This window comes from Microbacterium flavescens (genome assembly GCF_018588945.1).
Taxonomy (GTDB): Bacteria; Actinomycetota; Actinomycetes; order Actinomycetales; family Microbacteriaceae; genus Microbacterium; species Microbacterium flavescens.
Genome location: NZ_JAFIWA010000004.1, coordinates 239,427 through 266,414, shown reverse-complemented (window position 1 = coordinate 266,414; position 26,988 = coordinate 239,427). Strand labels below are relative to the sequence as shown.

The 26,988-nt window shown below is 71.0% G+C and carries 29 protein-coding genes; 24 read left to right on the top strand and 5 right to left on the bottom strand.

The window, feature by feature from the left end; translation table 11 throughout:
* The first annotated feature begins 11 nt into the window (after positions 1–11).
* The 4 genes from hisC to JX005_RS10285 all read left to right on the top strand — a co-directional run bounded on the left by hisC (position 12) and on the right by JX005_RS10285 (position 4,825).
* A complete protein-coding gene (gene hisC / locus JX005_RS10300) occupies positions 12–1,133 on the top strand; it encodes a histidinol-phosphate transaminase (protein WP_214467390.1) in 1,122 nt (373 codons plus the stop codon).
* A 17-nt stretch (positions 1,134–1,150) separates the two neighbouring features.
* On the top strand, positions 1,151–2,296 hold the full coding sequence (locus tag JX005_RS10295) for a thiamine pyrophosphate-dependent enzyme (RefSeq protein WP_214467470.1): 1,146 nt from the start codon (positions 1,151–1,153) through the stop codon (positions 2,294–2,296).
* 14 nt (positions 2,297–2,310) lie between these two features.
* A complete protein-coding gene (locus JX005_RS10290; protein WP_246533846.1) occupies positions 2,311–3,276 on the top strand; it encodes an alpha-ketoacid dehydrogenase subunit beta in 966 nt (321 codons plus the stop codon).
* A gap of 184 nt (positions 3,277–3,460) precedes the next feature.
* The gene (locus tag JX005_RS10285; RefSeq protein ID WP_214467388.1) at positions 3,461–4,825 is read left to right on the top strand and encodes a dihydrolipoamide acetyltransferase family protein; all 1,365 of its coding nucleotides are present in this window, start codon (positions 3,461–3,463) and stop codon (positions 4,823–4,825) included.
* On the opposite strand, the gene JX005_RS10280 is transcribed toward JX005_RS10285, so the two are convergent.
* Complete coding sequence (locus tag JX005_RS10280) at positions 4,773–5,735, bottom strand: arginase family protein (RefSeq protein ID WP_214467387.1); 963 nt, start codon at positions 5,733–5,735, stop codon at positions 4,773–4,775. The two genes, JX005_RS10285 and JX005_RS10280, sit on opposite strands and share 53 nt — an antisense overlap.
* A 92-nt stretch (positions 5,736–5,827) precedes the next feature.
* Here JX005_RS10280 and JX005_RS10275 point away from each other — a divergent pair, with 92 nt between their 5' ends.
* The 10 genes from JX005_RS10275 to JX005_RS10230 all read left to right on the top strand — a co-directional run bounded on the left by JX005_RS10275 (position 5,828) and on the right by JX005_RS10230 (position 14,468).
* A complete protein-coding gene (locus tag JX005_RS10275; RefSeq protein WP_214467386.1) occupies positions 5,828–6,823 on the top strand; it encodes a metal ABC transporter solute-binding protein, Zn/Mn family in 996 nt (331 codons plus the stop codon).
* The gene (locus tag JX005_RS10270; protein ID WP_214467385.1) at positions 6,820–7,641 is read left to right on the top strand and encodes a metal ABC transporter ATP-binding protein; all 822 of its coding nucleotides are present in this window, start codon (positions 6,820–6,822) and stop codon (positions 7,639–7,641) included. Before JX005_RS10275 ends, JX005_RS10270 begins: the two co-directional genes overlap by 4 nt.
* Positions 7,638–8,510, top strand: coding sequence for a metal ABC transporter permease (locus JX005_RS10265; RefSeq protein WP_214467384.1), 873 nt, complete (start codon positions 7,638–7,640; stop codon positions 8,508–8,510). Before JX005_RS10270 ends, JX005_RS10265 begins: the two co-directional genes overlap by 4 nt.
* Positions 8,511–8,672: 162 nt before the next feature.
* Complete coding sequence (locus JX005_RS10260) at positions 8,673–9,086, top strand: Fur family transcriptional regulator (protein WP_214467383.1); 414 nt, start codon at positions 8,673–8,675, stop codon at positions 9,084–9,086.
* Positions 9,073–10,092 carry a permease gene (locus JX005_RS10255; RefSeq protein WP_214467382.1) on the top strand — a complete coding sequence of 340 codons (1,020 nt, stop codon included), beginning with the start codon at positions 9,073–9,075 and terminating at the stop codon, positions 10,090–10,092. Before JX005_RS10260 ends, JX005_RS10255 begins: the two co-directional genes overlap by 14 nt.
* Entirely contained in the window at positions 10,085–10,942 is an 858-nt protein-coding gene (locus tag JX005_RS10250) for a TIGR03943 family putative permease subunit (protein WP_214467381.1), read from the top strand. The genes JX005_RS10255 and JX005_RS10250 overlap by 8 nt, the downstream gene beginning before the upstream one ends.
* Positions 10,932–12,344: a hypothetical protein gene (locus tag JX005_RS10245; protein WP_214467380.1), complete on the top strand. Its 1,413-nt coding sequence runs from the start codon at positions 10,932–10,934 to the stop codon at positions 12,342–12,344. The genes JX005_RS10250 and JX005_RS10245 overlap by 11 nt, the downstream gene beginning before the upstream one ends.
* A 79-nt stretch (positions 12,345–12,423) precedes the next feature.
* Positions 12,424–12,789: a PadR family transcriptional regulator gene (locus tag JX005_RS10240; protein ID WP_214467379.1), complete on the top strand. Its 366-nt coding sequence runs from the start codon at positions 12,424–12,426 to the stop codon at positions 12,787–12,789.
* Positions 12,774–13,616, top strand: coding sequence for a hypothetical protein (locus tag JX005_RS10235; protein ID WP_214467378.1), 843 nt, complete (start codon positions 12,774–12,776; stop codon positions 13,614–13,616). Before JX005_RS10240 ends, JX005_RS10235 begins: the two co-directional genes overlap by 16 nt.
* Positions 13,617–13,802: 186 nt before the next feature.
* On the top strand, positions 13,803–14,468 hold the full coding sequence (locus JX005_RS10230; RefSeq protein ID WP_214467377.1) for a DNA-3-methyladenine glycosylase: 666 nt from the start codon (positions 13,803–13,805) through the stop codon (positions 14,466–14,468).
* A 13-nt stretch (positions 14,469–14,481) separates the two neighbouring features.
* Here JX005_RS10230 and JX005_RS10225 read toward each other — a convergent pair whose 3' ends face one another.
* Positions 14,482–15,105 (bottom strand): TetR/AcrR family transcriptional regulator, encoded by a 624-nt coding sequence (locus JX005_RS10225; RefSeq protein ID WP_214467376.1) that lies wholly within the window; start codon positions 15,103–15,105, stop codon positions 14,482–14,484.
* A 66-nt stretch (positions 15,106–15,171) separates the two neighbouring features.
* Between JX005_RS10225 and JX005_RS10220 the strand changes: the two genes are divergently transcribed.
* The 6 genes from JX005_RS10220 (at position 15,172) to JX005_RS10195 (ending at position 20,069) form a co-directional block, all read left to right on the top strand.
* On the top strand, positions 15,172–16,470 hold the full coding sequence (locus tag JX005_RS10220; RefSeq protein WP_214467375.1) for a glycosyltransferase: 1,299 nt from the start codon (positions 15,172–15,174) through the stop codon (positions 16,468–16,470).
* A gap of 76 nt (positions 16,471–16,546) precedes the next feature.
* A complete protein-coding gene (locus JX005_RS10215; RefSeq protein ID WP_214467374.1) occupies positions 16,547–17,962 on the top strand; it encodes an FAD-binding oxidoreductase in 1,416 nt (471 codons plus the stop codon).
* A 190-nt stretch (positions 17,963–18,152) separates the two neighbouring features.
* Complete coding sequence (gene rpmB, locus JX005_RS10210; protein ID WP_013584774.1) at positions 18,153–18,389, top strand: 50S ribosomal protein L28; 237 nt, start codon at positions 18,153–18,155, stop codon at positions 18,387–18,389.
* The gene (rpmG, locus tag JX005_RS10205; protein WP_005051772.1) at positions 18,389–18,559 is read left to right on the top strand and encodes a 50S ribosomal protein L33; all 171 of its coding nucleotides are present in this window, start codon (positions 18,389–18,391) and stop codon (positions 18,557–18,559) included. The genes rpmB and rpmG overlap by 1 nt, the downstream gene beginning before the upstream one ends.
* A gap of 3 nt (positions 18,560–18,562) precedes the next feature.
* Complete coding sequence (gene rpsN / locus JX005_RS10200) at positions 18,563–18,868, top strand: 30S ribosomal protein S14 (RefSeq protein ID WP_055961646.1); 306 nt, start codon at positions 18,563–18,565, stop codon at positions 18,866–18,868.
* A 100-nt stretch (positions 18,869–18,968) separates the two neighbouring features.
* Positions 18,969–20,069, top strand: coding sequence for an alpha/beta hydrolase (locus JX005_RS10195; protein ID WP_214467373.1), 1,101 nt, complete (start codon positions 18,969–18,971; stop codon positions 20,067–20,069).
* 152 nt (positions 20,070–20,221) lie between these two features.
* On the opposite strand, the gene JX005_RS10190 is transcribed toward JX005_RS10195, so the two are convergent.
* Entirely contained in the window at positions 20,222–21,058 is an 837-nt protein-coding gene (locus JX005_RS10190) for an alpha/beta hydrolase (RefSeq protein ID WP_214467372.1), read from the bottom strand.
* Between the two features lie 137 nt (positions 21,059–21,195).
* Here JX005_RS10190 and JX005_RS10185 point away from each other — a divergent pair, with 137 nt between their 5' ends.
* From JX005_RS10185 to JX005_RS10175, 3 genes are all read left to right on the top strand, one after another.
* Positions 21,196–21,786: a TetR/AcrR family transcriptional regulator gene (locus JX005_RS10185; RefSeq protein ID WP_214467371.1), complete on the top strand. Its 591-nt coding sequence runs from the start codon at positions 21,196–21,198 to the stop codon at positions 21,784–21,786.
* A gap of 254 nt (positions 21,787–22,040) precedes the next feature.
* Positions 22,041–22,328, top strand: coding sequence for an HU family DNA-binding protein (locus JX005_RS10180; protein WP_214467370.1), 288 nt, complete (start codon positions 22,041–22,043; stop codon positions 22,326–22,328).
* Between the two features lie 94 nt (positions 22,329–22,422).
* The gene (locus tag JX005_RS10175; RefSeq protein WP_214467369.1) at positions 22,423–24,399 is read left to right on the top strand and encodes a bifunctional copper resistance protein CopD/cytochrome c oxidase assembly protein; all 1,977 of its coding nucleotides are present in this window, start codon (positions 22,423–22,425) and stop codon (positions 24,397–24,399) included.
* Positions 24,400–24,405: 6 nt separating this feature from the next.
* Here JX005_RS10175 and JX005_RS10170 read toward each other — a convergent pair whose 3' ends face one another.
* Positions 24,406–25,548: a hypothetical protein gene (locus tag JX005_RS10170; RefSeq protein WP_307858555.1), complete on the bottom strand. Its 1,143-nt coding sequence runs from the start codon at positions 25,546–25,548 to the stop codon at positions 24,406–24,408.
* A 44-nt stretch (positions 25,549–25,592) separates the two neighbouring features.
* Positions 25,593–26,432, bottom strand: a complete 840-nt coding sequence (locus tag JX005_RS10165; protein ID WP_214467368.1) for an NAD(P)/FAD-dependent oxidoreductase — start codon at positions 26,430–26,432, stop codon at positions 25,593–25,595.
* 52 nt (positions 26,433–26,484) lie between these two features.
* Here JX005_RS10165 and JX005_RS10160 point away from each other — a divergent pair, with 52 nt between their 5' ends.
* Positions 26,485–26,985: a MerR family transcriptional regulator gene (locus JX005_RS10160; protein ID WP_214467367.1), complete on the top strand. Its 501-nt coding sequence runs from the start codon at positions 26,485–26,487 to the stop codon at positions 26,983–26,985.
* Positions 26,986–26,988 lie beyond the last annotated feature (3 nt).

The window sequence follows — 26,988 nt, the reverse complement described above, 5'->3', positions numbered from 1 at the left end:
AGACTCGCAGAGTGACCGACGCATCCGACATCCCCATCCGCGTCCGCCCCGAGATCGCCGCGCTCCCTCCGTACAAGCAGGGCCGGCAGGCCGGCGGCGACGCGTTCAAGCTGTCGAGCAACGAGAATCCGTTCGATCCGCTGCCCGGCGTCGTCGATGCGATCCGCTCCGCGACGGCCGTGAATCGATACCCGGATGCCTCGGCCGCCCGCCTCCGCGAGCGCCTGGCCGAGCGGTTCGGCGTCGCCACCGACGAAGTGCACATCGGTGCCGGGAGCGTGTCGATCCTCGCCCAGCTGATCCTCGCGACGTCCGGACCCGGCGACGAGGTGATCTACGCCTGGCGGTCGTTCGAGGCCTACCCGTGGCTCGCGGTCGTCGCCGGCGCCACGGCCGTCGAGGTCCCGCTCACCGACGGCGCTCGCCACGACCTTCCCGCCATGGCGGCGGCGATCACCGAGCGCACCCGCGCCGTCATCGTCTGCAGCCCGAACAACCCCACCGGCCCGATCGTCACGCAGGCCGAGTTCGAGGAGTTCGCAGCCCAGGTCCCGGCCGACGTCCTCGTGGTGCTCGACGAGGCTTATGCCGAGTTCGTGACCGACGCCGACGCGGTCGACGGGCTGCTGGTGCTCGGCAACGCCGCGTACCCGAACGTCGTCGTGCTCCGCACGTTCTCCAAGGCGTTCGGCCTCGCCGGCCTGCGCGTGGGGTACGCGATCGGCCACAGGCGCATCCTCGACGCGGCGCGAAGCACGAGCATCCCGCTGTCGGTGACCGCACAGGCGGAGGTTGCGGCGCTCGCGAGCCTCGACGCCGAGGAGGAGCTGCTGGAGCGGGTCCGGACGATCGCCGAACGGCGCGACCGGGTCGTCGCGGGTCTCCGCGACGCCGGCTGGCGGATCCCTGACGCGCAGGGCAACTTCGTCTGGCTGCCGACCGGCCCCGAGACGCTCGCCGCTGCGCAGGCCTTCGACGAGGCGGGCATCATCGTTCGCCCGTTCGCCGGTGACGGCATCCGCATCTCCGTGGGCGAGGAGGAGTCGGTCGAGAAGGTGCTGCGGATCGCGGCATCCGTCATCGGCGATCTCCCCGCCGGCCACGCGGGCGCGCGAGAGAGCGTCGAGCAGTGACGTCGCTCGACGGTTCGATCGGGGTCGCCTCCGCGGCGTTCGCCGACGATCCCGCCACGGTCCGCTTCCTCGATGCCGACGGCACGTTCGCCCCCTCTCCCGCCACCGAGCCCTACCGCGCGCTCGTCGACGGCCTGGCCGACGCCGACCTCGAGGGCTTCTATCGCGACATGGCGGTCATCCGCGCCTTCGATGTGCAGGCGACGAATCTCCAGCGGCAAGGGCAGCTCGCCCTGTGGCCGCCGAGCTTCGGCCAGGAGGCGGCGCAGGTCGGCTCGGCGCGCGCTGCGCGCACGCAGGACCACCTGTTCCCCTCGTACCGCGAGCACGTGGTCACGCGCATCCGCGGCGTCGACCCGCTCGACATCATCCGGCTCATGCGCGGCCTGACACACGGCGGCTGGGATCCGACAGACCCCAAGAACGGCAACACGCACATCTACACGCTGGTGCTCGGCGCGCAGACCCTTCACGCGACCGGCTTCGGCATGGGGCTCGTCTTCGACGGACGCTGCGGCACCGGCGACCTCGAGCGCGACGAAGCCGTCATCGTCTACTACGGCGACGGCGCCTCGAGCCAGGGCGACGTGCACGAGGCGATGGTGTTCGCCGCCAGCTACCGCACGCCCGAGGTCTTCTTCCTCCAGAACAATCAGTGGGCGATCTCCGTGCCCGTGGCGACGCAGTCGCGGGCGCCGCTGTTCAAGCGCGGCGAGGGATATGGGATGCCGAGCATCCCCATCGACGGCAATGACGTGCTCGCGAGCTGGGCCGTGACCCGCGTCGCACTCGACGAGGCGCGGTCGGGCGAGGGCCCCCGCGCGATCGAGGCGATGACCTATCGCATGGGCGCGCACACCACGAGCGACGATCCGACCAAGTACCGCTCGTCGGACGAGGAGGAGTCGTGGCGTCGGCGCGATCCGATCGCCCGCATGGCGGCGTATCTCCGTGGCCGGGGCGCGTCCGACGCGTTCTTCGCCGACGTCGAGGCCGAGGCCGAGGCGGTGGCCGACGACGTCCGCACCCGCACCAACGCGCTGGGCGGGATCGACACGGCGCTGATGTTCGACCACGTCTACTCCGAGCCGCACCCGCTCGTCGAGGCCCAGCGGGAGTGGCTCGCCGGGTACGAGGCATCCTTCGAGGAGGGCGCATCGTGAGCGACGTGACCACCATGCCGATCAGCCGCGCACTCAACGCCGGCCTTCGGGCGGCGCTCGCCGGCAGCGACCGCGTGCTGCTCATGGGCGAGGACATCGGCAAGCTCGGCGGCGTCTTCCGCGTCACCGAGGGCCTCCAGGCCGAGTTCGGCGACCGCCGCGTGCTCGACACGCCGCTGGCCGAGTCGGGCATCGTCGGCACCGCGATCGGTCTGGCGATGGCCGGGTTCCGGCCGGTGTGCGAGATCCAGTTCGACGGCTTCGTGTTCCCCGCCTTCGACCAGATCACGACGCAGCTGGCGAAGTTCACCAACCGCCACGAGGGCGCGCTGCAGATGCCCGTCGTCATCCGCATCCCCTACGGCGGACACATCGGCGCGGTGGAGCACCACCAGGAGAGCCCGGAGGCCTACTTCGCGCACACTCCCGGCCTGCGCGTGGTGAGCCCGTCGACCGCCAACGACGCGTACTGGATGATCCAGGACGCGATCGCCTCGCCCGACCCCGTCATCTTCCTCGAGCCGAAGGCCAAGTACTGGCAGAAGGGCGAGGTCGACACGGCGGCGCGCGCGATCCCGCTGCATGCGAGCCGCGTCGTCCGCCGCGGCACCGACGTCACCCTCGTCGGTCACGGCGCGATGGTGACGACGCTGCTGCAGGCGGCTGCGCTCGCCGAGAGCGAGGGCACGAGCTGCGAGGTGATCGACGTGCGCTCACTGTCGCCCATCGACTACGGGCCGATCCTCGACTCCGTCCGCCGCACCGGCCGCATGGTCTACGCGCAGGAGGCGCCCGGCTTCGCGAGCGTCGGCGGCGAGGTCGCCGCGACCGTCATGGAGCGTGCGTTCTACGCGCTCGAGGCTCCGGTGCTGCGGGTGTCGGGCTTCGACGTCCCGTTCCCACCCGCCAAGCTCGAGGGCACGTACCTGCCCGACGCCGACCGCATCCTCGAGGCCGTCGACCGCGCCCTCGCCTACTGACCGAGCCCCCCGTGCCCCTCACCCCGCGCCCCACCCTGCGCCCCACCGTGCCCCCCATCCTGCCCATCCCCGCGAGACTGCATCCGTGCACCGAGAACGCGCGCGGTAGCCGCAGTCTCGGTGCACCGTTGAAGTCTCGCGGGCAGTGGGGGCGCGGTGACGGGATGCTGCGAAAGGACCACCCATGAGCACCCAGACGTTCGTCCTCCCCGATGTCGGCGAGGGTCTCACCGAGGCCGAGATCGTGTCGTGGCACGTCGCCCCCGGTGACATCGTCGCGGTCAACGACGTCCTCGTCGAGATCGAGACGGCCAAGTCGCTCGTCGAGCTGCCGTCGCCGTTCGCCGGCACGGTGGGCGACCTGCTCGTGGGTGAGGGCGAGACGGTGAACGTCGGCGCCCCGATCATCACGATCGCAGCAGGAGCGGATGCCTCGGGCCCGGCGACCGTCGGACAGACCGAGCACGGCGCACCCGCTGATGCCGCCCCCACGGCCGAGGGCGACGGGGCGGTGCTGGTCGGCTACGGGACGGGGGGTCCGGTGCAGTCCCGGCGGCGGAAGCCCTCCGCGACCGCGCAGGAGCGGGTCGAGGCATCCGTCGGCGTCGTCGCCAAGCCGCCGATCCGCAAGCTCGCGCGCGACCTCGGCGTCGACCTCGCTGCCGTCACGCCGACCGGCCCCGCGGGTGAGGTGACGCGCGACGACGTCGTCAAGCACGCGTCGCAGGCCAGCGTCTTCCGCAACATCGAGACGCCCGCCTGGGGCGACGTGCGCGAGGAGACGATCCCGGTCGCCGCGTCGCGCCCGGCCGCCGTCGCGCCGGCCACGCCGGCTCCCGATGCCGCGGGCCGCGAGGAGACGATCGCGGTGAAGGGCGTGCGCAAGGCCACCTCGTCCGCCATGGTGCAGTCCGCTTACTCGGCCCCGCACGTCTCGGTGTGGACCGACGTCGACGCCACGCGCACGATGGAACTGGTCAAGCGGCTCAAGGCCTCGCCCGATTTCGCCGACATCCGCGTCTCACCGCTGCTGATCATGGCCCGTGCGGTGATCTGGGCCGCGCGCCGCACCCCGATGGTCAACGCCGCGTGGGTCGACGGCGACAACGGCGCCGAGATCCGCGTGCGCCGGTACGTCAACCTCGGCATCGCCGCGGCGACACCCCGCGGCCTGCTCGTGCCGAACATCAAAGACGCGCAGGACCTCTCGTTGCGCGACCTGGCGCGCGCCCTCGAGAAGCTCACGCTGACCGCCCGCGAGGGCAAGACGTCGCCGGCCGATCAGCAGCACGGCACCATCACGATCACGAACATCGGCGTCTTCGGCATGGACGCGGGCACCCCGATCATCAACCCCGGCGAGTCGGGCATCGTGGCGCTCGGCACGATCCGTCAGAAGCCGTGGGTCGTCGACGGCGAGGTGCGCCCGCGCTTCGTGACCACCGTGGCCGGCTCCTTCGATCACCGGGTGATCGACGGTGACGGGATGTCGCGGTTCATCGCGGATGTGGCGTCGATCCTCGAGGAGCCGGCGCTCCTCCTGGACTGATGGGAGGCGCCATCCCCTGCCCGAGCCGACCGAGGCCCGAGACCAGGATCTCGGTGAGCAGCCGGGCGTAGTCGCCGGTCGGGTCGAGATCGGGATCGAAGACCGTCACCTGGGCGCCGAGGGCGCGCGGGGCGAGCTCCGCGAGCAGGTCGGCGAGTTCGGTGGGCGTCAGTCCGCCCTCGGAGGGGCTGTCGACGGCGGGCATGAACTGCGAATCGAGGACGTCGACGTCGATGTGCAGCCAGTACCCCGCGAGGCTCTCCTGGTCGACGACTCCCCTCACAAGCTCCACGAAGCCCGGCACGTCTGACGTGACCTGCCGCGCGGGGATGACCTCGGCCAGCAGACCGCGCACCTCGTCGTACTCCTCGTCGTCGTCGCGGCATCCGAGGTGCACGGTGTCATGGGGGTCGAAGTACGGGGCGTGGCCGTCCAGGTCGGAGATGGCGGGCCAGTGCATTCCGACGGCGGCCGCGAGGTCCTCGCCGGCGACGCTCGCACACGCGTCGCTGTTGCCCGGGTGGCGGAAGTCGGTGTGACCGTCGATGTGCACCAGGCCGTGGCGTCCGCGTCTGCGCAGGGCGAGGCCGGCGCCGACGAGGATGCTGCAATCCCCGCCGATCACCAGCGGCGCGTCTCCGCGGTCGAGCACGCTGCCGATCCTGGCGGCGAGGCGCCGCGAGTGGTCGATCAGGGCGTCGTGGTTGCGCACACGATGATGGGCCGGGTCGGGGTCGTCGCGGTAGCGGCCGGGCAGGATCACTCCCGCTTCACCCGCGCCCAGCTCTGCGAACCGGGAGAACAGCCCCGCCTCGCGGAGGGCCTCCGGCGCCTTCCCCGCACCGGGCACCGTGCCCGCTGCGGGCGGGCGAAGTCCGAGATTCGACGGCGCGGAGATGAGTGAGATCATGTCGATGATCCTGCCTCCGGGGGCGGACACCAGGCTCGCCAAGTGTGACCAACCCGTTTGAGAACGATTATCAATAGCGTTATGGTGGGAGTATGACATCCCCTCGGCGTTCCCTGATCGTGCTCGGCGTGGCCGCCGCATCCGCTCTCTCCCTTGCCGGCTGCGCGAGCGGCACGGCCGCGGGGCAGAGCGATGAGGGCGCAGTTTCGGTCGTGGCGTCGACGAACGTCTATGGACAGATCGCCGAGCAGATCGGCGGCGACCTCGTGCAGGTGACGTCGATCGTGACGAACGAGTCGCAGGATCCGCATTCGTTCGAGCCGAGCGCGCGCGACCAGCTCACGGTCGCGAATGCCGACCTCATCATCGAGAACGGCGGAGGCTACGACGCGTTCATCGACGCGCTGATCGAGTCGAGCGGCGTCGAAGCACCGGTGGTCACGGCGGTCGAGTACTCGCACGACTGGCCCGAGAACGCGGGCCACGACGAGGAAGCCGAGGGCGAGGCGGAAGACCACGCTGATCACGAGGACCATGATCACGAAGGTCACGATCACGTCGAGGGCTTCAACGAGCACGTCTGGTACGACCCGCACACGGTCGCTCACCTGGCTGAGGGGATCGCGAATGAACTCGCCGAGCTCGATCCCGACAACAGCGACACGTACGCAGCGAACGCCGAGGCGTTCAACGCCGAGATCGATGCGCTCGAGGCCTCACTCGCCGAGATCGACGCCGCGCACGCCGGAGCCGAGGCGTTCGTCACCGAGCCGGTGCCGGCGTACCTGATCGCCGCGGCCGGGCTCGAGAACGTCACCCCCGAGGCCTTCACGGAGGCGGTCGAGGAGGGGCAGGATGTCGCGCCCGCGACTCTCCTCGAATCCATCCGGCTCTTCGAAGACGGGCACGTGAGCGTCGTCGTCACGAACACGCAGACGGCCGGTGCGGAGACGGCGCAGATCGTCGGGGAGGCCGACGGCCGCGGCATCCCGAGCATCGCGTTTTCAGAAACGCTCCCCGAGGGCCAGACTTACATCTCGTGGATGCAGGCCAACATCGAGGCGCTGAGCGGCGCTCTGGAGTCGTGAGCGATCCGGCTCCCGCCCTCGAGATCCGCGGCGCCGCGCTCCGCCGCGATGACCGCGAACTGTGGGCCGGACTCGATCTCACCGTCCGGCCCGGCGAGCTGATCGCCGTACTCGGGCCGAGCGGCTCGGGCAAGACGACGTTGCTGCGGGCGATCCTGGGGCTGGAGCCGCTCTCCGCCGGCACGATCTCGGTGCTCGGCGAACCAGTCCGCTCGCGGGGCAGCCGCCGCGTCGGCTACCTGCCGCAGAGCCGGCCGCTGCCGCCCGACACCGCGCTGCGCGGCCGCGACCTCGTCACCCTCGGGGTCTCGGGCCACCGGTTCGGCCTGCCGATCCCGCGCCGGGGCGATGCCGCGCGGGTCGATGCGCTGATCGACGCGGTCGGCGCGCGCGAGTTCGCGGACCGCCCCGTGGGCGAGCTCTCGGGCGGAGAGCAGCAGCGGCTCCGCGCGGGCCAGGCGCTCGCCGACGAGCCGGGTCTGCTGCTGTGCGACGAGCCACTGACGAGTCTCGACCTCGCCAACCAGCAGGCCGTCATCGGCCTGATCGACCGGCACCGCCGGGAGAAGGATGCCGCGGTCCTGCTCGTCACGCACGACATCAACCCCGTCCTCGGCAAGGTCGACCGCATCCTGTACCTCGCCAACGGCCGGTTCACGCTGGGCACGCCCGACGAGGTGCTGAACTCCCGCGTCCTCACCGACCTCTACGGAGCGCCGGTGTTCGTGCTGCGTGCGGGCGATCGGCTCGTCGTGGTCGGGGCGCCCGATGCCGAGGCATCCCACCACCATCACGCCCACGACGAGGACCACGCATGAACTGGGACGACATCGCCGACGCGATGTTCGGGGGTCTGCCGGTGTACGGCGACATCCTGATGCTCGTCTCGAACTCGCTGTGGGCCGGGGCGGTGCTCGGTCTCGTCGGCGGCCTGATCGGCGTGCTCGTGATGCAGCGCGACATGGCGTTCGCCGTGCACGGCATCAGCGAGCTGTCGTTCGCGGGTGCGGCGGCGGCGCTGCTGATCGGCTGGGACGTCGTCACGGGGTCGATCATCGGCTCGCTCCTCGCCGCGGCGATCATCGGCTGGCTCGGAGCGCGGGCACGTGACCGCAACTCGATCATCGGCGTGCTCATGCCGTTCGGGCTGGGCCTCGGCATCCTGTTCCTGTCGCTCTACGACGGGCGCAGCGCCAACCGGTTCAGCCTGCTCACGGGCCAGATCGTGTCGGTGCAGTCGGGCCAGCTCGGCTGGCTCATCGTGATCAGCGCGTTCGCTCTGCTCGGACTGCTGCTCATCTGGCGGCCGCTGCGCTTCGACTCGCTCGATCCCCAGTCCGCGTCGGCGCGCGGGGTGCCGACGACCGCCGTGTCGCTCGCGTTCATGCTGCTGCTCGGGCTGATCGTCGCCGTCGCGGTGCACATCATCGGCGCGCTGCTGGTGATGGCGCTGCTCGTGACGCCCGCGGCCGCGGCGATGCGCATCGCGACCGGCGCGCTCTCGGTGCCCCTGCTCGCGGCGCTGTTCGGATTCGTTTCGGCCGTGGGCGGCATCCTGCTCGCGATCATGGGTACGCTGCCCGTGAGCCCCTACATCACGACGATCTCGTTCGTGATCTACCTCGTGTGCCGCGGTGTCGGCTCCCGCCGCGGCCGGGTGACCCGCAATCGGGTCGCCACCGCATGACCAGCGCCACCGGCCCCGCAGCTCCGTTGAGTGTCCAGGACGCGCCGCCGGTGAGGCGCGGGCAGCGGCGAGTTGTGGACACTCAACCCGGGGTGTTGGGCGCTGCCGCCCAGCTCCGCCCCGCCCGGCAGGCGTCCAGGGGCCGCCGGTAGACTCGGGAGTATGGTCCAGCGCAATACGTGGCAGCGCGAACGCGTGCGCGAAGCGCTTGCCGACGCCCGGGGTTTCGTCAGCGCGCAGTCGCTTCACGCAACCCTGCGCGGCGAGAACACCGGCATCGGACTGGCCACCGTCTACCGCGCGCTCGCCGGCCTCGCGGCCCAGGGCGACGCGGATTCGCTGCAGAGCCCCGAGGGCGAAGCGCTCTACCGCGCCTGCACCAGCACGGGTCACCACCACCACCTGATCTGTCGCAGCTGCGGGCTCACCGTCGAGATCGAGGCGACGGATGTCGAGCAGTGGGCCAAGCGGACGGCCGAGCGCAACGGCTTCCGCGACGCCGAGCACATCGTCGACATCTTCGGGCTGTGCGCCACCTGCGCCCAGGCCCGGGACGAGAAGCGTGACGCGGACTGACACCCGCCCGGCGGCGCGGACGCGCCCTGCCCCCACGCTGGTCGCGCTCGCGATCGGCGTCGCCGTCGTCGCCGGGCTGTTCCTCGTCGACTGGCTCGCGCCGACGCTGTTCCCGGCATCCCTCCCCACTCGCGCACAGGACGGCCTGACGCTCGCGATCAGCGTGCTCATCGAGTCGCTGCCGTTCGTGATGCTGGGCGTGATCCTGTCGATCGCGGTGCAGGTCTGGGTGCCGCCGGGAGTGATCGAGCGATGGATGCCGCGCCGGGCGTGGGCCCGCAGGGCGGTGCTCTCCCTCCTCGGCATGATCGTGCCGGTGTGCGAGTGCGGCAACGTGCCGTTCGCCCGCGGCCTCCTGATGCGCGGGTTCAGCGTGCCCGAGACGATGACGTTCCTGATCGCGGCTCCGATCGTGAACCCGATCGTCATCATCACGACCCACCAGGCCTTCGGATTCAGCGACGGCATCCTCGTCGCGCGCCTGGTCGGCGGGTATCTCATCGCGAACCTGATCGGATGGCTGTACAGCCGCCACCCTTCGCCCGATGCCCTGCTGACTGACCGGTTCCGCGACACGTGCGAGCTCGTCGTCCACGAGCCCGGCGGAAAGGGCCGCCGCAGCATCGCGCAGTTCGTGGTCGAGCTGCGCGCCGTCATGCCGGCGCTCATCATCGGCTCGGCGCTCGCCGGGGCGGTGCAGGTGCTCATCCCGAGGGAGGCCCTGCTGGCGATCGGCTCGAACCCGGCTCTGTCGATCGCAGCGATGATCGCCCTCGCCATGGTCGTGTCGATCTGCTCGAACGTCGACTCGTTCTTCGCGCTGTCGTTCGCCTCGACCTTCACGCCCGGAGCGATCGTGGCGTTCCTGCTCGTCGGTCCGCTCGTCGACGTGAAGATGCTCGCGCTCATGCGCACGACGTTCACCACCCGCACGCTCGCAGGGATCGTCGTCATCGTGGTGCTGTCGGCCTTCGCCATCGGAACGGCGGTGAACCTCCTTGCGTAGGGCGGAGTGGATCGGCACGCGGTGGCTCGGAGTCGGGCTGGCCGCGGTCCTCGCCGTGGTCACGCTCGGCCTCGCCCTCACCGGCCGGCTCGGCCTCTACATCAACCCCGACTCGACGTGGTTCGCGGTCTCGATGGCGGTCGTCGCGCTCGTCGGAGCGGTCGCGTCGTTCGCCCTGCCGCTCGGCGCCGAGGCCGACCACGGCCACGACCACGGCTCCACCCTCGACACCCCAGGCTCGGCCCCCTCGTCCCCCCTGTCGAGTGTCCAGGAAACGCCGCACGCGGGAGGCGGGGAGCGGCGTGTCCTGGACACTCAACACGAGCACGACCACACGCACGCGCGCCGGCACCCGGCAGGCGTGGCGGCGACGATGGTGGGTGGGGTCGCGGCATCCGGAATCGTCGTCCTCACCCTCGTGCTGCCGCCCGCGTCGCTGTCGGCCGAACTCGCCATGTCGCGCGACGTCGGCGCAACCCCGCTGTTCGCGGGAGCGGATGCCGTCACCCTCGCCGCGACCGGAGACACGTCGTCGTTCGGGGTCGGCGAGTGGGCCACGGTGTTCGCGACGGCGACCGATCCCGAGGCGTTCGACGGAGACCCCATCGAGCTGACCGGCTTCGTCACCCCGGGCGAGGACGGCACGTTCGACCTGACGCGGCTCGTCGTCACTCACTGCGTCATCGACGCGCAGCCCGCGAGCGTCGCCGTCGCGGGCGCATCGAACCCCGGCACCGGCCAGTGGGTCACGGTCGCCGGCACGGTGCGCGCCACATCGGACGGCCGCCTCGAGATCGACGCGGCATCGGTCGCCGAGATCGAGGAGCCCGAGGATCCGTATGAGTACTGAGCCGTCGACGCGCCGCTCCCGCGGACGCCGACGGCGCGGTCGCGCGTTCGTCGGCGCCTTCGCGCTCGTCGTCGCTGTGCTCGCCGTGGCCGGCCTGGCGGGTGCCGCGGCGACCGTCGCGCAAGGACCCCGGGTCACAGAAGTGCAGGTCGACCCGGCGGCGGCGGCCGAGGCATCCGGCGGCCGCCTCATCATCACCACCACGCAGTCGATCGCCGACGTCGACCCGTCGCAGGTCACGATCACGCCGGCGACGCCGTTCGCCGTCGACACCGCCGGGCGCAGCGTCGGCATCCGGTTCGCGCTGCCGCTGTGGGACGACACCGAGTACTCCGTCGAGATCGACGGCGTGACATCGCTCGGCGGTGGTCCGACGGCGACGATCTCCGAGACGTTCCGCACGCCGCCGGCCCAGGTAGAGCTGCTCCAGCGCGGGTCCGACGGCGACACGATCTTCCGGAGCGACCTGTCCGGCGAGAGCGCCGAGCCCGTGTTCGAGCATCCGCACATCGAGGACTACCGCGCGACCTCCACCCACCTCGTGATCTCCGTCCGCACCGACGACGACCGCGCCGGGCTCATCATGACTGATCTCGACGGCGCGAACCCCCGTGAGCTGAGACTTCCCGGCGACGGCTTCGTCTCGAATCTGCAGAGCGCCGATCGGGGCGACACGATCGGATTCACCTTCTCGGATGCCGCGCTCACGGCCGAGAGCGGACGCGAGAGCCTGCTCTACACGATGTCGCTCCGGGATCCCGACGCCGAGCCCGTCGAGGTGACCGTCGACGGCGCCGATCCGCGCGTCGCCGAGTGGCGCTTCGTGCCCGACACCGACAGCATCCTGCTGCTGTCCTTCGACGGATCGCTGCTGCTGACCGGGTCGGCGGGCGAAGGGGCCACGGCCCTCGGGTCGGCGATGACCATCGAGGGGATCGCGCGCGGCTCGAGCGCCGCGGTCGTCGAGCGCACGGACGCACTCGTGTCGATCGACCTGACCGACGCGACCGAATTGCCGCTCGTCTCACCGGACCCCGATCCCGGACCCCCGAGCAGCGTCACGCCGCTCCCCGACGGTTCGACGATCCGCACCGCCGCGGTGCTCGAGGGCGACGGCGTGCCGACCGGCCGCACATCGATCTCGCTCGTCGCGCCCGACGGCGGCACTCGCCTGCTGAGCGAGGTCGCCGACACGGATGCCGTACTCCAGGTCTGCGTGTCGCCCAGTGCGCGCTACGCCGCCGTGCTCGTCGCCCCCGACGCCGTCGCCAATCCGTACGACACGTACCAGCTGCCCCTCCCCGAGCGCACCGAGACGCGGGTGCTCGAGCTCGCGGACGGCGCGGAGGTCACCGCACTGGCCGGATCGTCGATCTCGTGGTGCCAGGTTCCCCCGGCCTGACTCCGGCGGAATTCCGGCGTTTGCGAGCACCGCATATCTTCCCATTGACAATGGGAAGATATCTGCCTATAAATGACTCATGCGACGGAAACCAGGCACCCTGCTGCCGCTCGAGCTGGCGATCCTCGACGCCGCGCTGCAGCTTCGGCGCAGCGGCGAAGAGAGCTTCCACGGCTTCGGCATCGCACGGGTCATCGCCCAGGGCGATGAAACCGGGGGCCTCACGTCGCACGGCACGCTGTACAAGGCGCTCGGTCGGCTCGAGACCGCCGGCTTCCTCTCCAGCACGTGGGAGGACGCCGACGACGCGGCCGCCGAGGGGCGTCCGCGCCGCCGTCTGTACCAGGTCGACGGCACCGCCGCTTCGGCGGCGCTGGCCCAGCACCGGCAGTCATCATCCCGGGCGCCGCTGGCGCAGGGGCGAGCAGCGTGGGGAACACTGTGACCGGGCTGCTGGCCCGGGAGCGTGTCGGAGGAGCTGCGACCACGGGAATCGCCGTGCAGCTCGTCCGAGGATGGGTCGACTGCTACACGGGTTGGGTGAGCGCGCCGGCGGCCGAGCGTCGACGCGACGAGATCCACTCCGACCTGTGGGAGCAGCAGGCCTACGCGCGTGAGATCGGCACGCCGCCCGTCGCGGTGGCCTTCTCCATCGCGCGGCGAGCAGCGTCCGGCATCCCGGCCGACCTGCTCTGGGTACACACAGAACGCGCGGCACTGCGGAGTCTGCCGTCTGAACCGAAAGCAACGATCATGAACTCCGTCCTCCGTTTCACGTCCCGCTGGTGGTGGGTGCTCGGCGCCGCCGTCCTCGTGGCCTTCATCCTTCCGATGAGCATCGGGCAGCTGCTCCAGCCCGGAATGCCTTACCTCGAAGGCACCATCCAGGGCTTCGTGGTCTCGGCTCTGCTGCTGTCCGGCATCACTCTGAAGGCTCGGAGGCCTCGCACCGCCGCCGCTCTGGTCGTCGCCGGTGCCGCGACCCCCGCGGTGCTGTACTGGGCGCCGCTCATCATGGCGCTCGGCATCGCGGTCCTCCTGGGCGCGGCCGTCGACCTCGTCCGTCGTCTGGCGCATCGCGACGCCCGGCTGGCGAGCGTCGCCTCCGTCGGCGTGGTCGCCATCGCGGCCTCGCTCATCGGCTACACGGTCGCCGGCTCGAACGCCGGCGCACTCGGACTGATGTGGTCCGCCGGTGCCATCGCCGGCGTCGCCACGCTGGTGGCGGTGGCCAACGCCCGCCCTGCGACGTCGCGCGCCGCGACCGCCTGACACCTCCTCGCGGGGCGATCTGCGCCCACCCCTGACGTGTGCAGCGCCCAGACGCCGCACACCCGACTCCGGCGCGGTGAGGCGTGAAACGCTTCGACTCCGTGCGCGCCGGGGCGCGTCCCGGGATGCCGCTCGGCACGGCTTCCCGGGACGCGTTGTCCGTCCGTCCGCACGTAGACTCACGCCATGGCGGGAGACGAGCTGCGCGCGGCGACGCGCGACGATCTCGTCGGGCTTCCCGCCGATGTCGCGCCGCGCCTGCTCGGAGCGCACCTGACCACCACGGTGGCGGGCGAGACCGTCACCGTCCGCCTCACCGAGGTCGAGGCGTATCACGGCCGCGGCACGGGGCCGATCCCCGATCCGGGCTCGCACGCCCGAATGGGCCCGACCGCGCGCAACGCCACGATGTGGGGCGAGCCGGGCCACCTGTACGTGTACCTGAGTCACGGCATCCACTCGTGCGTGAACGTCGTGTGCGGGCCGGAAGGGGTGGCCGGCGGTGTGCTCCTGCGCGGGGGCGAAGTGCTCGAGGGCCTCGAGACCGCGTTCGCTCGCCGCCCCGCCGCGCGCACGGCTCGCGACCTCGCGCGCGGACCCGGTCGGCTGGGCGATGCCGTGGGGCTGCGGCATCCGCTCCACGACGGCATCGACGCGATCACCGGCGCGCCCCATCACGGTGCGGTCGCGCGGCTCGCGCTCGCCGCCGGGCAGATCGCCCCCATCGCGTCCGGGCCCCGTGTGGGCGTCGCCGGCGTGGCGGGCACGGCGAGCTTCCCGTGGCGGTTCTGGATCCCGGGCGAGCCGACCGTGTCGGCGTTCCGCTGGGGGCGCGGCGCCGCCGACCTGTGACCGGGGTGCCGGTTCAGTCCGCCAGGACCACCCGCCCCACGGCGCGGACGAGCCATGCGTGGTACGCGTCGGCGCTCCATCCCGCCTCGGTCACGAGCTGCGTGTAGCTCTCCGGCGAGATGAGGAAGGACAGTGCGTCGGCGAGTTCGGCGTCCGGGAGGGTGCTGTCGCAGAGTCCCCTGCGCCGGAACATCGCGACCGCGCCGACCATGTCGGCACGACGGCTCGCCTGCAGGTCGCGCAGTCGCTGTGCGACGTCGGCGTCCCCCGCAGCCGCTTCGAGCATCCGCGGCCAGAGCCGGGCGACGCGTGCGTTCGCGCTCCCCACGAACTCGACCAGGAACGGCAGCAGCCGGCTGGGCTCGAGCTCCTCCGCCGCCTCGCCGAGCTCGCGCGTGTGCAGCGGGCCCTCACCCTCTGCGCCGGAGAACGCGTGGTCGAACCCTGCGAGCAGCAGTGCCGACTTCGGGCCGTTCTGCTTCACGGTCTCGAGCGAGACACCGGCCTCTTTCGCGATGCGGGCGAGCGATGCGCCGGAGTACCCGGCCTCACCGAACACGCGCACCGCCGCGTCGAGGATGCGGGTTCGGGTCTGCGCGGCCTGGGCCTCGCGCAGAGGCGACACGTACGGGGTCATTGACTTTCCTGACAGGGTAGTGAATACTCCACGAGTAGTTTCAAAAGCCTATCAGTTGGAGAAGTCATGCTGTCACTGCTCATCTGCAGCACCCCGGTGCACGGACACGTCATGCCGCTGCTTGCGGTGGCGCGGACCCTCGTGACCGCCGGGCACCGGGTCCGCTTCCTCACAGGTGGCCGCTACCGCGACGTCGTCGAAGCCACCGGAGCTCGCTGGTGCCCGCTTCCGGCCGATGCCGACTACGACGATCGGGACATGGATGCCGCGTTCCCGGGCCGCGTCGGACTCCGCGGGGTCGCGGGGCCGCGCTGGGACCTGCAGCACATCTTCCTCGAGCCGGCGCCGAGTCAGCTGCGCGCCGTCGACGCGCTGCTCGCGGAGGAGCCGGCCGACGCCGTGCTGACCGAGAGCATGTTCCTCGGGGCGATGCTGCTGCTCGCGCGCACCGCGCACACGCGGCCCCCGGTGGTGAACCTCGGCATCGTCCCGCTCGGACTGCGGAGCCGTGACACCGCCCCGTTCGCGCTCGGGATCCCGCCCCTGGCCGGGCCGCTCGGCCGCGTGCGCAACGGGGTCCTGTCGTGGACGACCGACCGCTTCGTCTTCTCCGAACTGCAGCGGACCGCCGAGCGCATGGTGCGCGAGCTCGTCGGCACCGAGCTGCGGGCTCCCGTCATGGACTACCCGTCCCTGGCCGACGCCGTGGTGCAGTTCAGCGTGAGCGAGTTCGAGTACCCGCGCAGCGATCTGGCCACCCCCGTCCATTTCGTGGGCCCCGTCTCGCTCGCCGACGCGTCGACCGTCGAGGTGCCGGACTGGTGGGACGACTTGCGCAGCGGGCGGCCCGTCGTCCATGTGACGCAGGGGACCGTCGCCAACGGCGATCTCTCGGGACTGGTCCTTCCCACCTTCGAGGCGCTCGCCGACCACGACGTGCTCGTGGTGGCCTCGACGGGAGGACGCGACGTCCCCGCAGCCACGCTGCCGGCCAACGCCCGCATCGCGCCGTATCTCCCCTACGACCGACTCTTCCCGCTGCTGAGCGCCTTCGTCACCAACGGCGGATACGGCGGCGTGCACTACGCCCTCGCGCACGGCGTCCCGATCGTCGCGGCCGGCGACACCGAGGACAAGACGGAGGTCTCGGCGAGGGTGGCGTGGAGCGGCGCGGGTCTGCGACTGCGCCCGCGCGAGGGTCGCGTCGCGCCACCGCAGCTGCGGAAGGCGGTGGACAGCCTGCTGCGCGATCCGTCGTACCGCGACAACGCGCAGCGCATCGGCACGGCGATCCGGAATGCTCCCGGACCCGCTGGTATCGAAAGCGTGCTTCAGGCACTCCTCTCCGCCGGAGCCCGACGCTGACTGCATCATCGCGGCCTCCACGCGCCCTCTGAACCTCTGGACAATAACGATCACCCGACGACGAAAGAGAATGAACGTGACCATCGACCCCTCGCTCCCGACCCCCGACCAGCGGCCCGCGACGGCTGAGACCGCCCTGCCCGGCGAGCACTTCGAGCGGCTGCGCGCCGAGCTGTCGGGCGAGCTGCTCCTGCCGGACGAACCCGGCTGGGACGCCGCCCGGTCCGCGTGGCAGCTGCTGGTGGATCAGCGCCCCATCGCAGTGGTCATCGCCGCGGACGTGGACGACATCGTGGCCACCGTGAAGGCCGCACGCCGTCTGGGCCTCCACGTCGCGCCTCAGAGCACAGGCCATGGGGCCGGAGCGCTCGGTCCGCTGACCGACACCATCCTCCTGCGCACCGGCCGACTCGACCGAGTCGTGATCGACGCCGAGGCGCGCACCGCACGCGTGGGCGCCGGCGCGAGCGCGGCAGGCCTGGCCGCCGCCGCGGGACAACACGGCCTGGCCGCCGTCTCGGGAATGGCGCCGTCGGTGGGGGTCGTCGGATCCATCCTCGGTGGCGGGCTCGGCTGGCTCGCCCGCTCACACGGGCTGGGTGTCAACAGTGTCCTCTCGATCGAAGCGGTCGACGCCCAGGGCCGCCTCGTCACCATCGACGACGCCCATCATCCGGAGCTGTTCTGGGCGGTGCGCGGAGGCATCGCGCCCGTCGTGGTGACCTCGATGGAGCTCCGGCTCCACGTGATCGACGAGCTTCACGCGGGCGCGCTCCTCTGGCCGCTGGATCGAGCGGCCGACATCGCGCACGCGTGGCGGGAGTGGATCTCCGACCTCCCCGACTCGGTCACGTCGCTCGCTCGGGTACTGCGCTACCCGCCGATCCCCGAGATCCCCGATCCCCTTCGCGGCCGTTCGTTCGTGGCCGTCGAGACGGCGATCCAAGCGGATGCCGCCACCGCGGCTGCTCTCTTGCAGCCGCTGCGCGACCTCGCTCCCGACCTCGATTCGGTGCGGCCGATGGCGCCGGCCGAACTGAGCACGGTGCACGGAGACCCCCCGCAGCCGGCGCCGGGGCTCGGTGAGGCGGTCGTGCTCGCGGAGATAACTGCGGCGGCGATCGACACCCTGCTCGGGGTGGCGCTGGAGCCGGCATCCGAGGCGCTGCTGTCGATCGAGCTGCGGCACCTGGGCGGCGCGGCGTCGCCCAGGCGCGTGGTCGGCGGGGCGGTCTCGGCGGTCGACGGCGCCGGTCTCGTCTTCGCGCTGGGGCTGGTGCCGTTCCCCGGAGCCCGCGCTGCCGTGCAGGATGCGGCATCCGCCGTCGTCGATCGCATGCGCCCCTTCGCCGCACCCGCCGTCGTGAAGAACTTCACCGAGAAGCCGGCTCCGGCGGCGGATCTGTACGGTCCCGCCGCCGAACGGCTGCGCCGCGTCGCGCGCGCGTGGGACCCCGAGAGCGTCATCCGCGTCGCCCACGCCGTCGACTGAGGGGGCGCCCCGCCCGAGTCAAGCCGCCGCGCCGCCCGTGCTAGACTGACTCTTTGTCTGCGCGCACTCCAGCACGCAGTTCGCGTCCTCCACTTGATCGCGGGCCTTCACCGGCCGGGTCGAGCGCGGGATGCAGACAAGGGATCTTGGGTGGGGCCGTCCGGCCTCACGGTACTAAGGAGACATCACTATGGCAGCAGTGTGCCAGGTGACTGGAGCAGTTCCCGGCTTCGGTCACAACATCTCGCACTCGCACCGCCGGACGAAGCGCCGCTTCGACCCGAACGTGCAGAAGAAGACCTACTTCGTTCCGTCGCTGGGTCGCAACATCAAGCTCAACGTTTCGGCCAAGGGCATCAAGGTCATCGACGCCCGCGGCATCGAGGCGGTCGTGCGTGACCTCCAGGCGAAGGGTGTGAAGCTCTAATGGCCAAGAAGGCTCAGGACGTCCGTCCGATCATCAAGCTGCGTTCGACCGCCGGCACGGGGTACACCTACGTGACGCGCAAGAACCGCCGCAACAACCCCGACCGCATCGTGCTCAAGAAGTACGACCCGGTCATCCGCAAGCACGTCGAATTCCGAGAGGAGCGCTGACCTATGGCCAAGAAGAGCAAGATCGCGCGCAACGAGCAGCGCAAGGTGGTCGTCGACCGCTACGCGGCGAAGCGCGCCGAACTCAAGAAGGCGCTCGTCTCGCCGGAGTCGACCGACGAGCAGCGTGAAGCCGCTCGCGTGGGCCTGCAGAAGCTGCCCCGCAACGCGTCGCCCGCCCGCGTCCGCTCGCGCGACGTCATCGACGGCCGCCCCCGCGGTGTCCTCACGAAGTTCGGCATCTCACGTGTCCGCTTCCGTGACATGGCGCACCGTGGCGAGCTGCCCGGCGTGACCAAGTCGAGCTGGTAAGCACCACAGCACACCGGAAGGCCCGGAGTTCCTCGGAACTCCGGGCCTTCCGCTTGTCAATCGCCGTGACGGCAGCCGCACAGCGCGTCAGGATGGATCCATGCCCCTGGATCCGTTCTTCGCCGAGCGTCTGCGCGTGCACCGCCGGTATCTGTTCGACCAGGCGCTCGGTTCAGCCCGAGCTCGGATGAGGTCGCTCTGGCCGTTCGGTCGCGGCAGCGTCGTGCCCGCCGCCGGCCAGTCCGCCGCAGGCGCACCGGCTCCTTCCGCCCCGCGCGGGAAGGCGTCCGCGCTCGGACCCCGGGCGCGTGCCAGGGCGCGGCATCGCCGTGCGGCGCTGGCCTGGGACCGCACCGAGCTCAGCACCGTCGGCACGCCCGGACCCGAGGTGCGCACCAGTGAGCACCAGATCGCCGTGCCGGGGCATCCCAGCGTCCGCGTTCGGATCTATCACCCTCCCGTCGTGGACGACGCGCCCGTGCCCGCCGTGCTGTCGTTCTTCGGCGGCGCCTTCCGCATCGGAGGCATCGACTATCCGACGACGGATGCCGCGTACCGCCGCCGCGCGGTGGACGCGGGTGTCGCGATCCTGGCGGTCGACTACGCGCTGGCGCCCGAGCATCCGTATCCGACGCAGGTCGAACAGGGCTATGCCGCCCTATCCTGGGCCGTCTCCCACGCGGGCGAGCTCGGGATCGACGCCGAGCGGATCGGGATCGCCGGCACGTCGGCCGGAGCGAACATCGCCGCCGCCGTCACCCTCTGCAACCGCGATCGAGCACGGCTCCCGCTCCAGCTCCAGGTGCTCGAGGTGCCGGTCGTCGACCTCACCGGCCGCCGGCTCGATCTGCGAGCGACGCGGGCGCTCGGCATCCCGAGCCTCATCGCTCTGCGAGAGCTGCGCTCCGTCGCTCGCACGTATCTGCCCGATCCCGCGCTCGCTCGCGAGCCCTACGCGTCTCCGCTGCGCGCGTCGTCGCACGCCGACCTGCCGCCCGCGGTCATCTTCACCGCGGAGTACGACCCGCTCCGCGGCGACGGGGACGCGTACGGCGCCGCGCTGCGCGAGGCCGGCGTCGATGCGAGCGTGGTGCGGTACCAGGGCGTCACGCATGACACGCCGATCTTCACGGGCGCGCTTCCCGCTGCCCGGCGCTGGCACGACGACGTGGTGGCGGCGCTGCGCAGGCTCCACACCTGACAGCACGACGGCCCGGGGCTCTCCGAGCCTCGGACCGTCCTGCGTCCCACCGCGGACACCGGCCGAGAGACCACTCGACCGCCGAGACACCACGTGTCACCTGGTGTCTCGACGACGGAGTGGTTTCCCGCCGCGCCGGGCGGGGCATCCGACTACTTCGCCGCCTCGCTCTCGCGCACCTGGTGCGTGGTGGCCCACTCGAGTGCGTAGTCCGCGATCTCCTCCCAGCCGTCCTGGCTGACCAGGCGGTGGGTGCGGCCCGGGTACGTCTTGTACTCGACGACGGCAGGGCTGCCGGTGGCGTGGTACTTCTTCACGATCGCCTCGCCGATGGCCGGCGGCACGACGTGATCGATCTCACCGGTGATCACGAGCAGCGGCGCACGGTCGGTGCGGCCGTAGTCGACGTGGGTCACGCCGCCCTTCTCATTGAGCACCGAGAGCACGCCCTCGAAGAACACGCGGTTGTAGGAGTTGACCGCGTACTCCTCCCATAGCCGGTCCGACTCCTCGCGGGCCAGGTCGTTGCCGAACGTGAAGTGGAAGTGGCGCTTCGACAGCGGCTTGGCGCCGTTGCGGCCGAACGGGTTCGCGAGGATCGGCGTTCCGGTCCACAGGGTCGAGAGCGGCAGGGCCGTGACGCCGGCGGTCTGTCCCGGAGCGACCCCGACGTACGCGACGCCGAGTCCGCGGTCGGCCAGCATCTGCACGAGGACGCCGCCGAACGAGTGGCCGATGATGATGGGCTTCTCGGGGAGGGCGCGGATGATGCGCTCGTAGTTGTCGGCGATCTGCTTCAGGCCGATCCCCTTGAGGGCGGCCGGGTGCTTGCGGATGTCCTCGACCGTGCGGTCGTCGATGCCGGGCCAGCCGGGGACGATGACCGGGTGGCCGGCGGCGCGGAAGCGCTCCGCCCAGGTGTCCCAGCTCTTCGGGGTCATCCAGAGTCCGTGGATGAGGACGATGGGGGTCTTGGTCGTGTTGTTCATGTCATTCTCCTTGGGGCGTCCAGCGGCGGTGGGCTGCTGATGTGTCCGATGGTAGACCGAACGTTCTATATACACAAGACTATTCCCGGAGAATCCCAAATCGTCCGGAAGTGGCACGATGGATCCGGAGGCAACCCATGAGCACCACCCCCGCGCAGACCACGACGGCGCGCCCCTCCCCTGCCCGGCAGAGACTGCTGGATGCCGCGACCGACCTCTTCTACAGCGAGGGCATCCACTCCGTCGGCGTCGACCGCATCATCGAAGCGGCGGGCGTGACTCGGGCGACGATGTACAAGCAGTTCGAGGGCAAAGAGGGTCTGGTCCTGGCCTACCTGCGCGGCGAGGACGAACAGCTCAGGGCGCTGTTCACCGAGGCGAGCGCCGCCTCGTCCGATCCCGAAGTGCTGCTGGACCTCGTGATCGAAGGCATCGAGCAGGACATCCGCGAGCGGCACACACGCGGCTGCCCGTTCATCAACGCAGCCGCCGAGTATCCCGACGAGGGACCGGTGCGCTCGCTCATCGACGACCACCGCGACTGGTTCCGCGCGACGCTCGAGCGGGCGGCGACGGCTGCGGGCCTCACCGACCCTGCCGATGTGGCCGCCTCACTGGTGCTCCTGCGCGACGCCGCTCTTGTCGGAGGCTACCTCGACGGGCAGGACCGCGTGGCTCCCGCCTTCGCCCGCACCGCCCGCGGCGTCATCGCCGCGCACCGCGGCTGAGGGCGTCCGCCGACCACCCGAACTGTCCTGGAGGACGGGCTCCGAGGCCACGAAACGTCCGTCACATCGGTCACATGGGCCACTCTGAGCCCCGACACGCCGCCCGGAACGTCCGAAAACCCCGGAAATCCGCGGTTCTGCGCCCGAAGTCAGGTACATTCGAGGCGGTCGATCCGACCAGCCGGGGGGCGACTGCCGTCCGGTCCGAGCAATGAAAAGGCAGCGGTTCCGCCGCCTTTTGGAGGACAATCCCCATGGCCGACAAGTCCATCACCAAGACCGAACTCGTCGCGAGCATCGCCAGCGCGACCGGGCAGAGCCAGTCCGCCGTGTCGGGCGTGCTCGACTCCCTCTTCTCGACCGTCTCCGACGCCGTCGCCAAGGGCAGCAAGGTCTCGATCCCCGGCTGGCTCTCGTTCGAGCGCGTCGAGACGTCGGCTCGCACCGGCCGCAACCCCCAGACGGGCGAGGAGATCAAGATCCCCGCCGGCCAGCGCGTGAAGGTCACCGCGGGCTCGAAGCTCAAGGCCGCCGTCAAGTAACGACGACCACACAAGAAGGGGGATGCCGCGGCATCCCCCTTCTGCGTTCCCGGCCGCGGCGAGCGACGCCGAGTTCCGCGCCTAGGCTGGAGGAGTGAGTCCCCGCGCCCTGCGGGCCGCTGGGCCCGTGATCCTCGTCGTGACCGCGCTCGTCGTGCTCGTCTGGGCTCTGGCGTTCGGCGGCGGCGCGGCGCCGCTCGCCATCGGCGATCCCGGCCCGATCGCGCGGTGGGGACTCCCCGTCGCGAAGCTCCTCGTGAACCTCTCCGCCGCCGGCATGGTGGGTGCACTCGTCACGGCCCTGTTCGCGCTGCGCGCGGGGGAGCGCGAGTTCGACATCGCGCTGGACGCGGCATCCATCTCAGCCGCCGTCTTCACCGTCTCGGCTGCCGCCACCGGCTTCCTCACCTTCATCGACGCGTTCAACCCCGCCATCGACGCGGGTCCGGAGTTCGGGGCGCAGCTGGGCCGCTTCCTCGTCGAGACCGAGGTCGGCCGCACCTGGCTGATCACGACCGTCGCCGGCGCGGCGCTCACGGTGCTGACCTTCGCCGTCCGCTCCTGGACGGCTACCTTCTTCGTGGCGATCCTCGCGGCCGCCTCCCTCGTGCCGATGGGCACGCAGGGTCACTCCGGCGAGGAGGCGTTCCACCACGAGGCGATGACGGCCCTCATCCTCCACATCATCGCCGCGGCGGTGTGGCTGGGCGGCCTCATCCTGATGGTGCTGGTGCGGCCGCTGCTCGGTCGCGACCGCCTCGCGCCGGTCGTCGCGCGCTATTCGAGCATCGCGCTCGCCGCCTTCGTCGTCGTCGCGGCATCGGGCACCGTGCGTGCGGCGATCGGGCTGCAGAACTGGGACGCGCTGCTGTCGCCGTACGGCGCGATCCTGTGCGTCAAGATCGTGGCGCTCATCGCACTCGGCGTGTTCGGCGCGTGGTACCGGAGCCGGCTCATCGGCCGACTGCGGGAGGATGGCGCGTCCCGCGCCTTCTGGACCCTGATCGCCTTCGAGCTGGTGCTGATGGGTGCGGCCTCGGGGGCCGCGGCGGCACTCGCGCGCACGCCCCCGCCGGTGTCCTCGGCCCTTCCGGCGGAGCGGACGCCCGCCGAGGTGCTGACCGGTGCACCATTGCCCGACGAGCTCACGCCGCTGGCCTGGCTCACATCATGGAACGTCGATCTGCTGTGGGCCGTCGCCGCCGGATTCGGCGTCTTCTTCTACCTCATGGGTGCCTGGCGCCTGCACCGCCGGGGCGACGCCTGGCCGATCTACCGCACGATCATGTGGATCGCCGGTCTCGCCCTGCTGGTGTGGGTGACCGGCGGTGCCATCAACGTCTACCAGGACTACCTCTTCAGCGTGCACATGGTCGGGCACATGCTGCTCACCATGGCCATCCCGCTGCTGCTCGTCGCGGCGGCTCCGGTGACCCTCGCAGCGCGTGCCATCCGCAAGCGCGACGACGGCACGCGCGGCGGGCGCGAGTGGATCCTGTGGGCCGTCCACTCTCCCGTAGCCCGGGTGCTGACGAACCCGTTCGTCGCCGCGGCGCTGTTCATCGGATCGCTGTGGGTGTTCTACTACACCGACCTGTTTCGGTGGTCGCTGTACGACCATCTCGGTCACGAGTGGATGGTCGCCCACTTCCTCTTCACGGGCTACCTCTTCGTGCTGACGCTCATCGGCATCGACCCGGTCCCGTATCGGCTGCCGTACCCCGGCCGGCTCCTTCTGCTCATCGGCATCATGGCGATGCACGCCTTCTTCGGCATCGCGATCATGATGCAGTCCGGGTTGATGGTGGCCGAGTGGTTCGGATCGATGGGCCGCACGTGGGGGGCGACGCCGCTCGAGGACCAGTACACCGGCGGCGGTGTGGCGTGGTCGATCGGAGAGATCCCGACGCTCATCCTGGCGATCGTCGTCGCGATCCAGTGGAGCAGGAGCGACGCGCGCGATCAGAAGCGCCGCGACCGCCACGCCGATCGCACCGGCGACGCCGAGCTCGAGGAGTACAACGCGCGGCTGGCGGAACTCGCCGAGCGCGACGCGCGCCGGGCCCGCTGAGGCCGCCTACGGCGCCTCGGGTCCGGTCACCACGATCGACGCCCGCCCATCGGGCTGCACCGTGATCTGGCCCGACACCGTGAACGGCACATCCTCGCTCACGTGGCTGATCGAGCCGTCGAACAGCGACTGGATGTCGACCTCGATGTGGGCGACAGCCTCGGAGGGGACGATGCTCCAGCCGTCGCCCTCGGGCGTCACCGCGACGGCGGGATGCTGGGCGATCGACCACTTCGGCAGCGAGTCGATCCGGTCCTGCACCGTGTAGCCGAAGGGGCACCCGGTCGGCTGCAGCACCTCCTGGGTGGCGCACTGGGTGAGGAACTCCTCGACCTCCTGCTGCACGACCGCCACGAACTCGTCGGTCGCCTCGGCCTGGATCTCGACCGGGAAGGCGCGGAAGGGGCTGTCGGAGAGCACCGCCACCCCTGGCGTCGCCGAGATGGCCGTGTCGACTGCGACCGAGTACAGGCCGGGAGAGAAGACCAGGAGCGGGAGCGGGTCGAGGGGCTCGGCATCCGCTCCATCCACCGACACCTGCCGCTTGTCGATCTCGAAGCCGTTCACCGAGAACACCATCGAGCCCTTGACCACGAGATTCATCACCGCGAGCGGGCTCGTCGCGAAGCGCCAAGTGGGAGCGAGGCCGATCGACCCGTCGCGCTCCACCTCGAACGTCGTCCTACCGTCGTATCCGCCCGCGACGTACTCGACGGTGACCCGCGTGATCTCGCCGTCGGCCTCCTCCGACACGACACGGGTGTCGTCGAGCGGGGCGAGCGCCGCCGCGCGCAGCAGCGCCTCGTCGGCCGTCGCCGGCAGCCCGGCCGCGTCCAGCTCGGCCGACTCGACCATCACTCCGGGAACGGTGAGGGCCTCGGCGGCACTCCCGTCGGCCAGCATGTCGAGGTAGCGCTCGACGAAGGCGGTGGGGCTGTAGAACTCCTTCTGGATCGCGCCCACAGCGGCTGCCGTCGCCGCGATCAGCAGGATCCCCACGATGCCGAGCAGCGTGAGATCCAGAGCGAGCGTGCGGCGGCGCTTGCGCGGCGGCTGAATGCGAGCGGATGCCTCGCCCCCGAGGCTCGCGGAAGAAGCCGGGGGCGCAGAACCGCGACCGGCTGTGGTGTCCACCGCCCCTTGGTCCACGCCCCCAGTCTAAGAAGCAACCGCTCCAGAACCGGAACCCGCCGTCACACTGCGGTGATCAGATCGCGCACGATTCCGGCGGCAGCCATCTGCCCCGCGGCGATCGCCGCCGCGAGCGACACCATCGGCCCCGCCGCCGAGGCGACGTGAGCCATGTCGCCGGCGGCGTAGACCCCCGGTACAGACGTCTGGCCGACGGGGTCGATCTCGACGGAGCCGCTCGGGAGCATCCGGCAGCCCAGCTGCTCGGCGAACGGTGTGCGCTGATGCGGAGTCGGGGCGATGAACAGGCCGGCGACCGTCACCCGTTCGCCGTCGCGCTTCTCGATCCGGATTCCGTCGGTCTCGGAGACCACGCGCGCGATGTCGCCCGGCGGCACGATCGTCACGGTCGAGGCCACCGGTTCCAGCATCCGCCCGATCATGGCGGCGTGGTCGCCGTCGAGCGCGACGGCCACCGCGCGCCCCGCGAACTCGTGGCCGTGGCAGAACGGGCACTGCGCGACGCGCCGGCCCCACTCCGCCTCGAGTCCGGGAATGGGCGGGAGCTCATCGCGCACGCCGGTCGCCAGCAGGAGACGAAGACCGGTGGCGGCCCCGCCGTCGGTGAAGACGACGCGGAATGCGCCGTCGTCGGCCGTGACCCGGTCGACCGCGGCATCGCGCACCTCGACCGTGTCGTAGGCGGCGATCTCCGCCCGGGCGGCCGCCCGCAACTGGGCGGGGGGCGTCCCGTCGTTCGTCAGCAGATTGTGGGCGTGCTCGACCGTGCCGTTGCGGTACTCCCCCGAGTCGACGAGCAGCACCCGGCGGTGCATCCTCCCGAGTGTCAGCGCCGCCTGCAGCCCCGCCGGGCCGCCCCCGATCACGATGGCCTCGTACATGATGAGTCCCCTCTCGCTTGCTTTCTCCTCGATTCTGTGACTTCATGTCGACATGAAGTCAAGTGCTCTCTCGATCGGCGATGCGGCGGCGCGATTCGACCTTCCGACCCACGTGCTGCGCCATTGGGAGGACGTGGCGCTGCTTCACCCCGACCGCGATGCCGCCGGCCGCCGCCTCTTCTCCGACGACGATCTCGTCCGAATCGGCGTGATCGTGCGCAGCAAGGCCGCCGGCATGAGCCTCGATCAGATCGGCATCCTTCTGGACGAGCAGGCGCCTGAGCGACATCGCGTGCTCGAGGCCCATCTCGAGGACTTGGCACGGCGGATGGCCGACATGGAGCGCTCGCGGCGGATGACCGAGCATGCGCTGCGCTGCCGTTCCCACGACATCACGACGTGCCCCCGGTTCCGGGCGATCATGGACGAGGTCGTGGCTGGCACCGGGCGATGGCGCGACGCCGAGCCGGCCGCAGACGCGGTGCTGCCTGTGGATGGCCGGTCGTCCACCGAACCGGCCCGCGAGGGCCGGGGCGCGGCATCCGGTGGCTAACAT

Excerpts from the sequence above, each read along its gene's own strand:
- JX005_RS10285 (WP_214467388.1), top strand. The coding sequence starts at position 3,461 with ATGAGCACCCAGACGTTCGTCCTCCCCGATGTCGGCGAGGGTCTCACC.
- JX005_RS10275 (WP_214467386.1), top strand. The coding sequence starts at position 5,828 with ATGACATCCCCTCGGCGTTCCCTGATCGTGCTCGGCGTGGCCGCCGCA.
- JX005_RS10190 (WP_214467372.1), bottom strand. The coding sequence starts at position 21,058 with ATGAACAACACGACCAAGACCCCCATCGTCCTCATCCACGGACTCTGG.
- rpmG (WP_005051772.1), top strand. The coding sequence starts at position 18,389 with ATGGCCAAGAAGGCTCAGGACGTCCGTCCGATCATCAAGCTGCGTTCG.
- JX005_RS10220 (WP_214467375.1), top strand. The coding sequence starts at position 15,172 with ATGCTGTCACTGCTCATCTGCAGCACCCCGGTGCACGGACACGTCATG.
- JX005_RS10225 (WP_214467376.1), bottom strand. The coding sequence starts at position 15,105 with ATGACCCCGTACGTGTCGCCTCTGCGCGAGGCCCAGGCCGCGCAGACC.
- JX005_RS10280 (WP_214467387.1), bottom strand. The coding sequence starts at position 5,735 with ATGATCTCACTCATCTCCGCGCCGTCGAATCTCGGACTTCGCCCGCCC.
- JX005_RS10165 (WP_214467368.1), bottom strand. The coding sequence starts at position 26,432 with ATGTACGAGGCCATCGTGATCGGGGGCGGCCCGGCGGGGCTGCAGGCG.
- JX005_RS10260 (WP_214467383.1), top strand. The coding sequence starts at position 8,673 with ATGGTCCAGCGCAATACGTGGCAGCGCGAACGCGTGCGCGAAGCGCTT.
- JX005_RS10185 (WP_214467371.1), top strand. The coding sequence starts at position 21,196 with ATGAGCACCACCCCCGCGCAGACCACGACGGCGCGCCCCTCCCCTGCC.
- JX005_RS10195 (WP_214467373.1), top strand. The coding sequence starts at position 18,969 with ATGCCCCTGGATCCGTTCTTCGCCGAGCGTCTGCGCGTGCACCGCCGG.
- JX005_RS10265 (WP_214467384.1), top strand. The coding sequence starts at position 7,638 with ATGAACTGGGACGACATCGCCGACGCGATGTTCGGGGGTCTGCCGGTG.
- JX005_RS10290 (WP_246533846.1), top strand. The coding sequence starts at position 2,311 with ATGCCGATCAGCCGCGCACTCAACGCCGGCCTTCGGGCGGCGCTCGCC.
- JX005_RS10245 (WP_214467380.1), top strand. The coding sequence starts at position 10,932 with ATGAGTACTGAGCCGTCGACGCGCCGCTCCCGCGGACGCCGACGGCGC.
- JX005_RS10230 (WP_214467377.1), top strand. The coding sequence starts at position 13,803 with ATGGCGGGAGACGAGCTGCGCGCGGCGACGCGCGACGATCTCGTCGGG.
- rpsN (WP_055961646.1), top strand. The coding sequence starts at position 18,563 with ATGGCCAAGAAGAGCAAGATCGCGCGCAACGAGCAGCGCAAGGTGGTC.
- JX005_RS10240 (WP_214467379.1), top strand. The coding sequence starts at position 12,424 with ATGCGACGGAAACCAGGCACCCTGCTGCCGCTCGAGCTGGCGATCCTC.
- JX005_RS10180 (WP_214467370.1), top strand. The coding sequence starts at position 22,041 with ATGGCCGACAAGTCCATCACCAAGACCGAACTCGTCGCGAGCATCGCC.
- rpmB (WP_013584774.1), top strand. The coding sequence starts at position 18,153 with ATGGCAGCAGTGTGCCAGGTGACTGGAGCAGTTCCCGGCTTCGGTCAC.
- JX005_RS10160 (WP_214467367.1), top strand. The coding sequence starts at position 26,485 with ATGAAGTCAAGTGCTCTCTCGATCGGCGATGCGGCGGCGCGATTCGAC.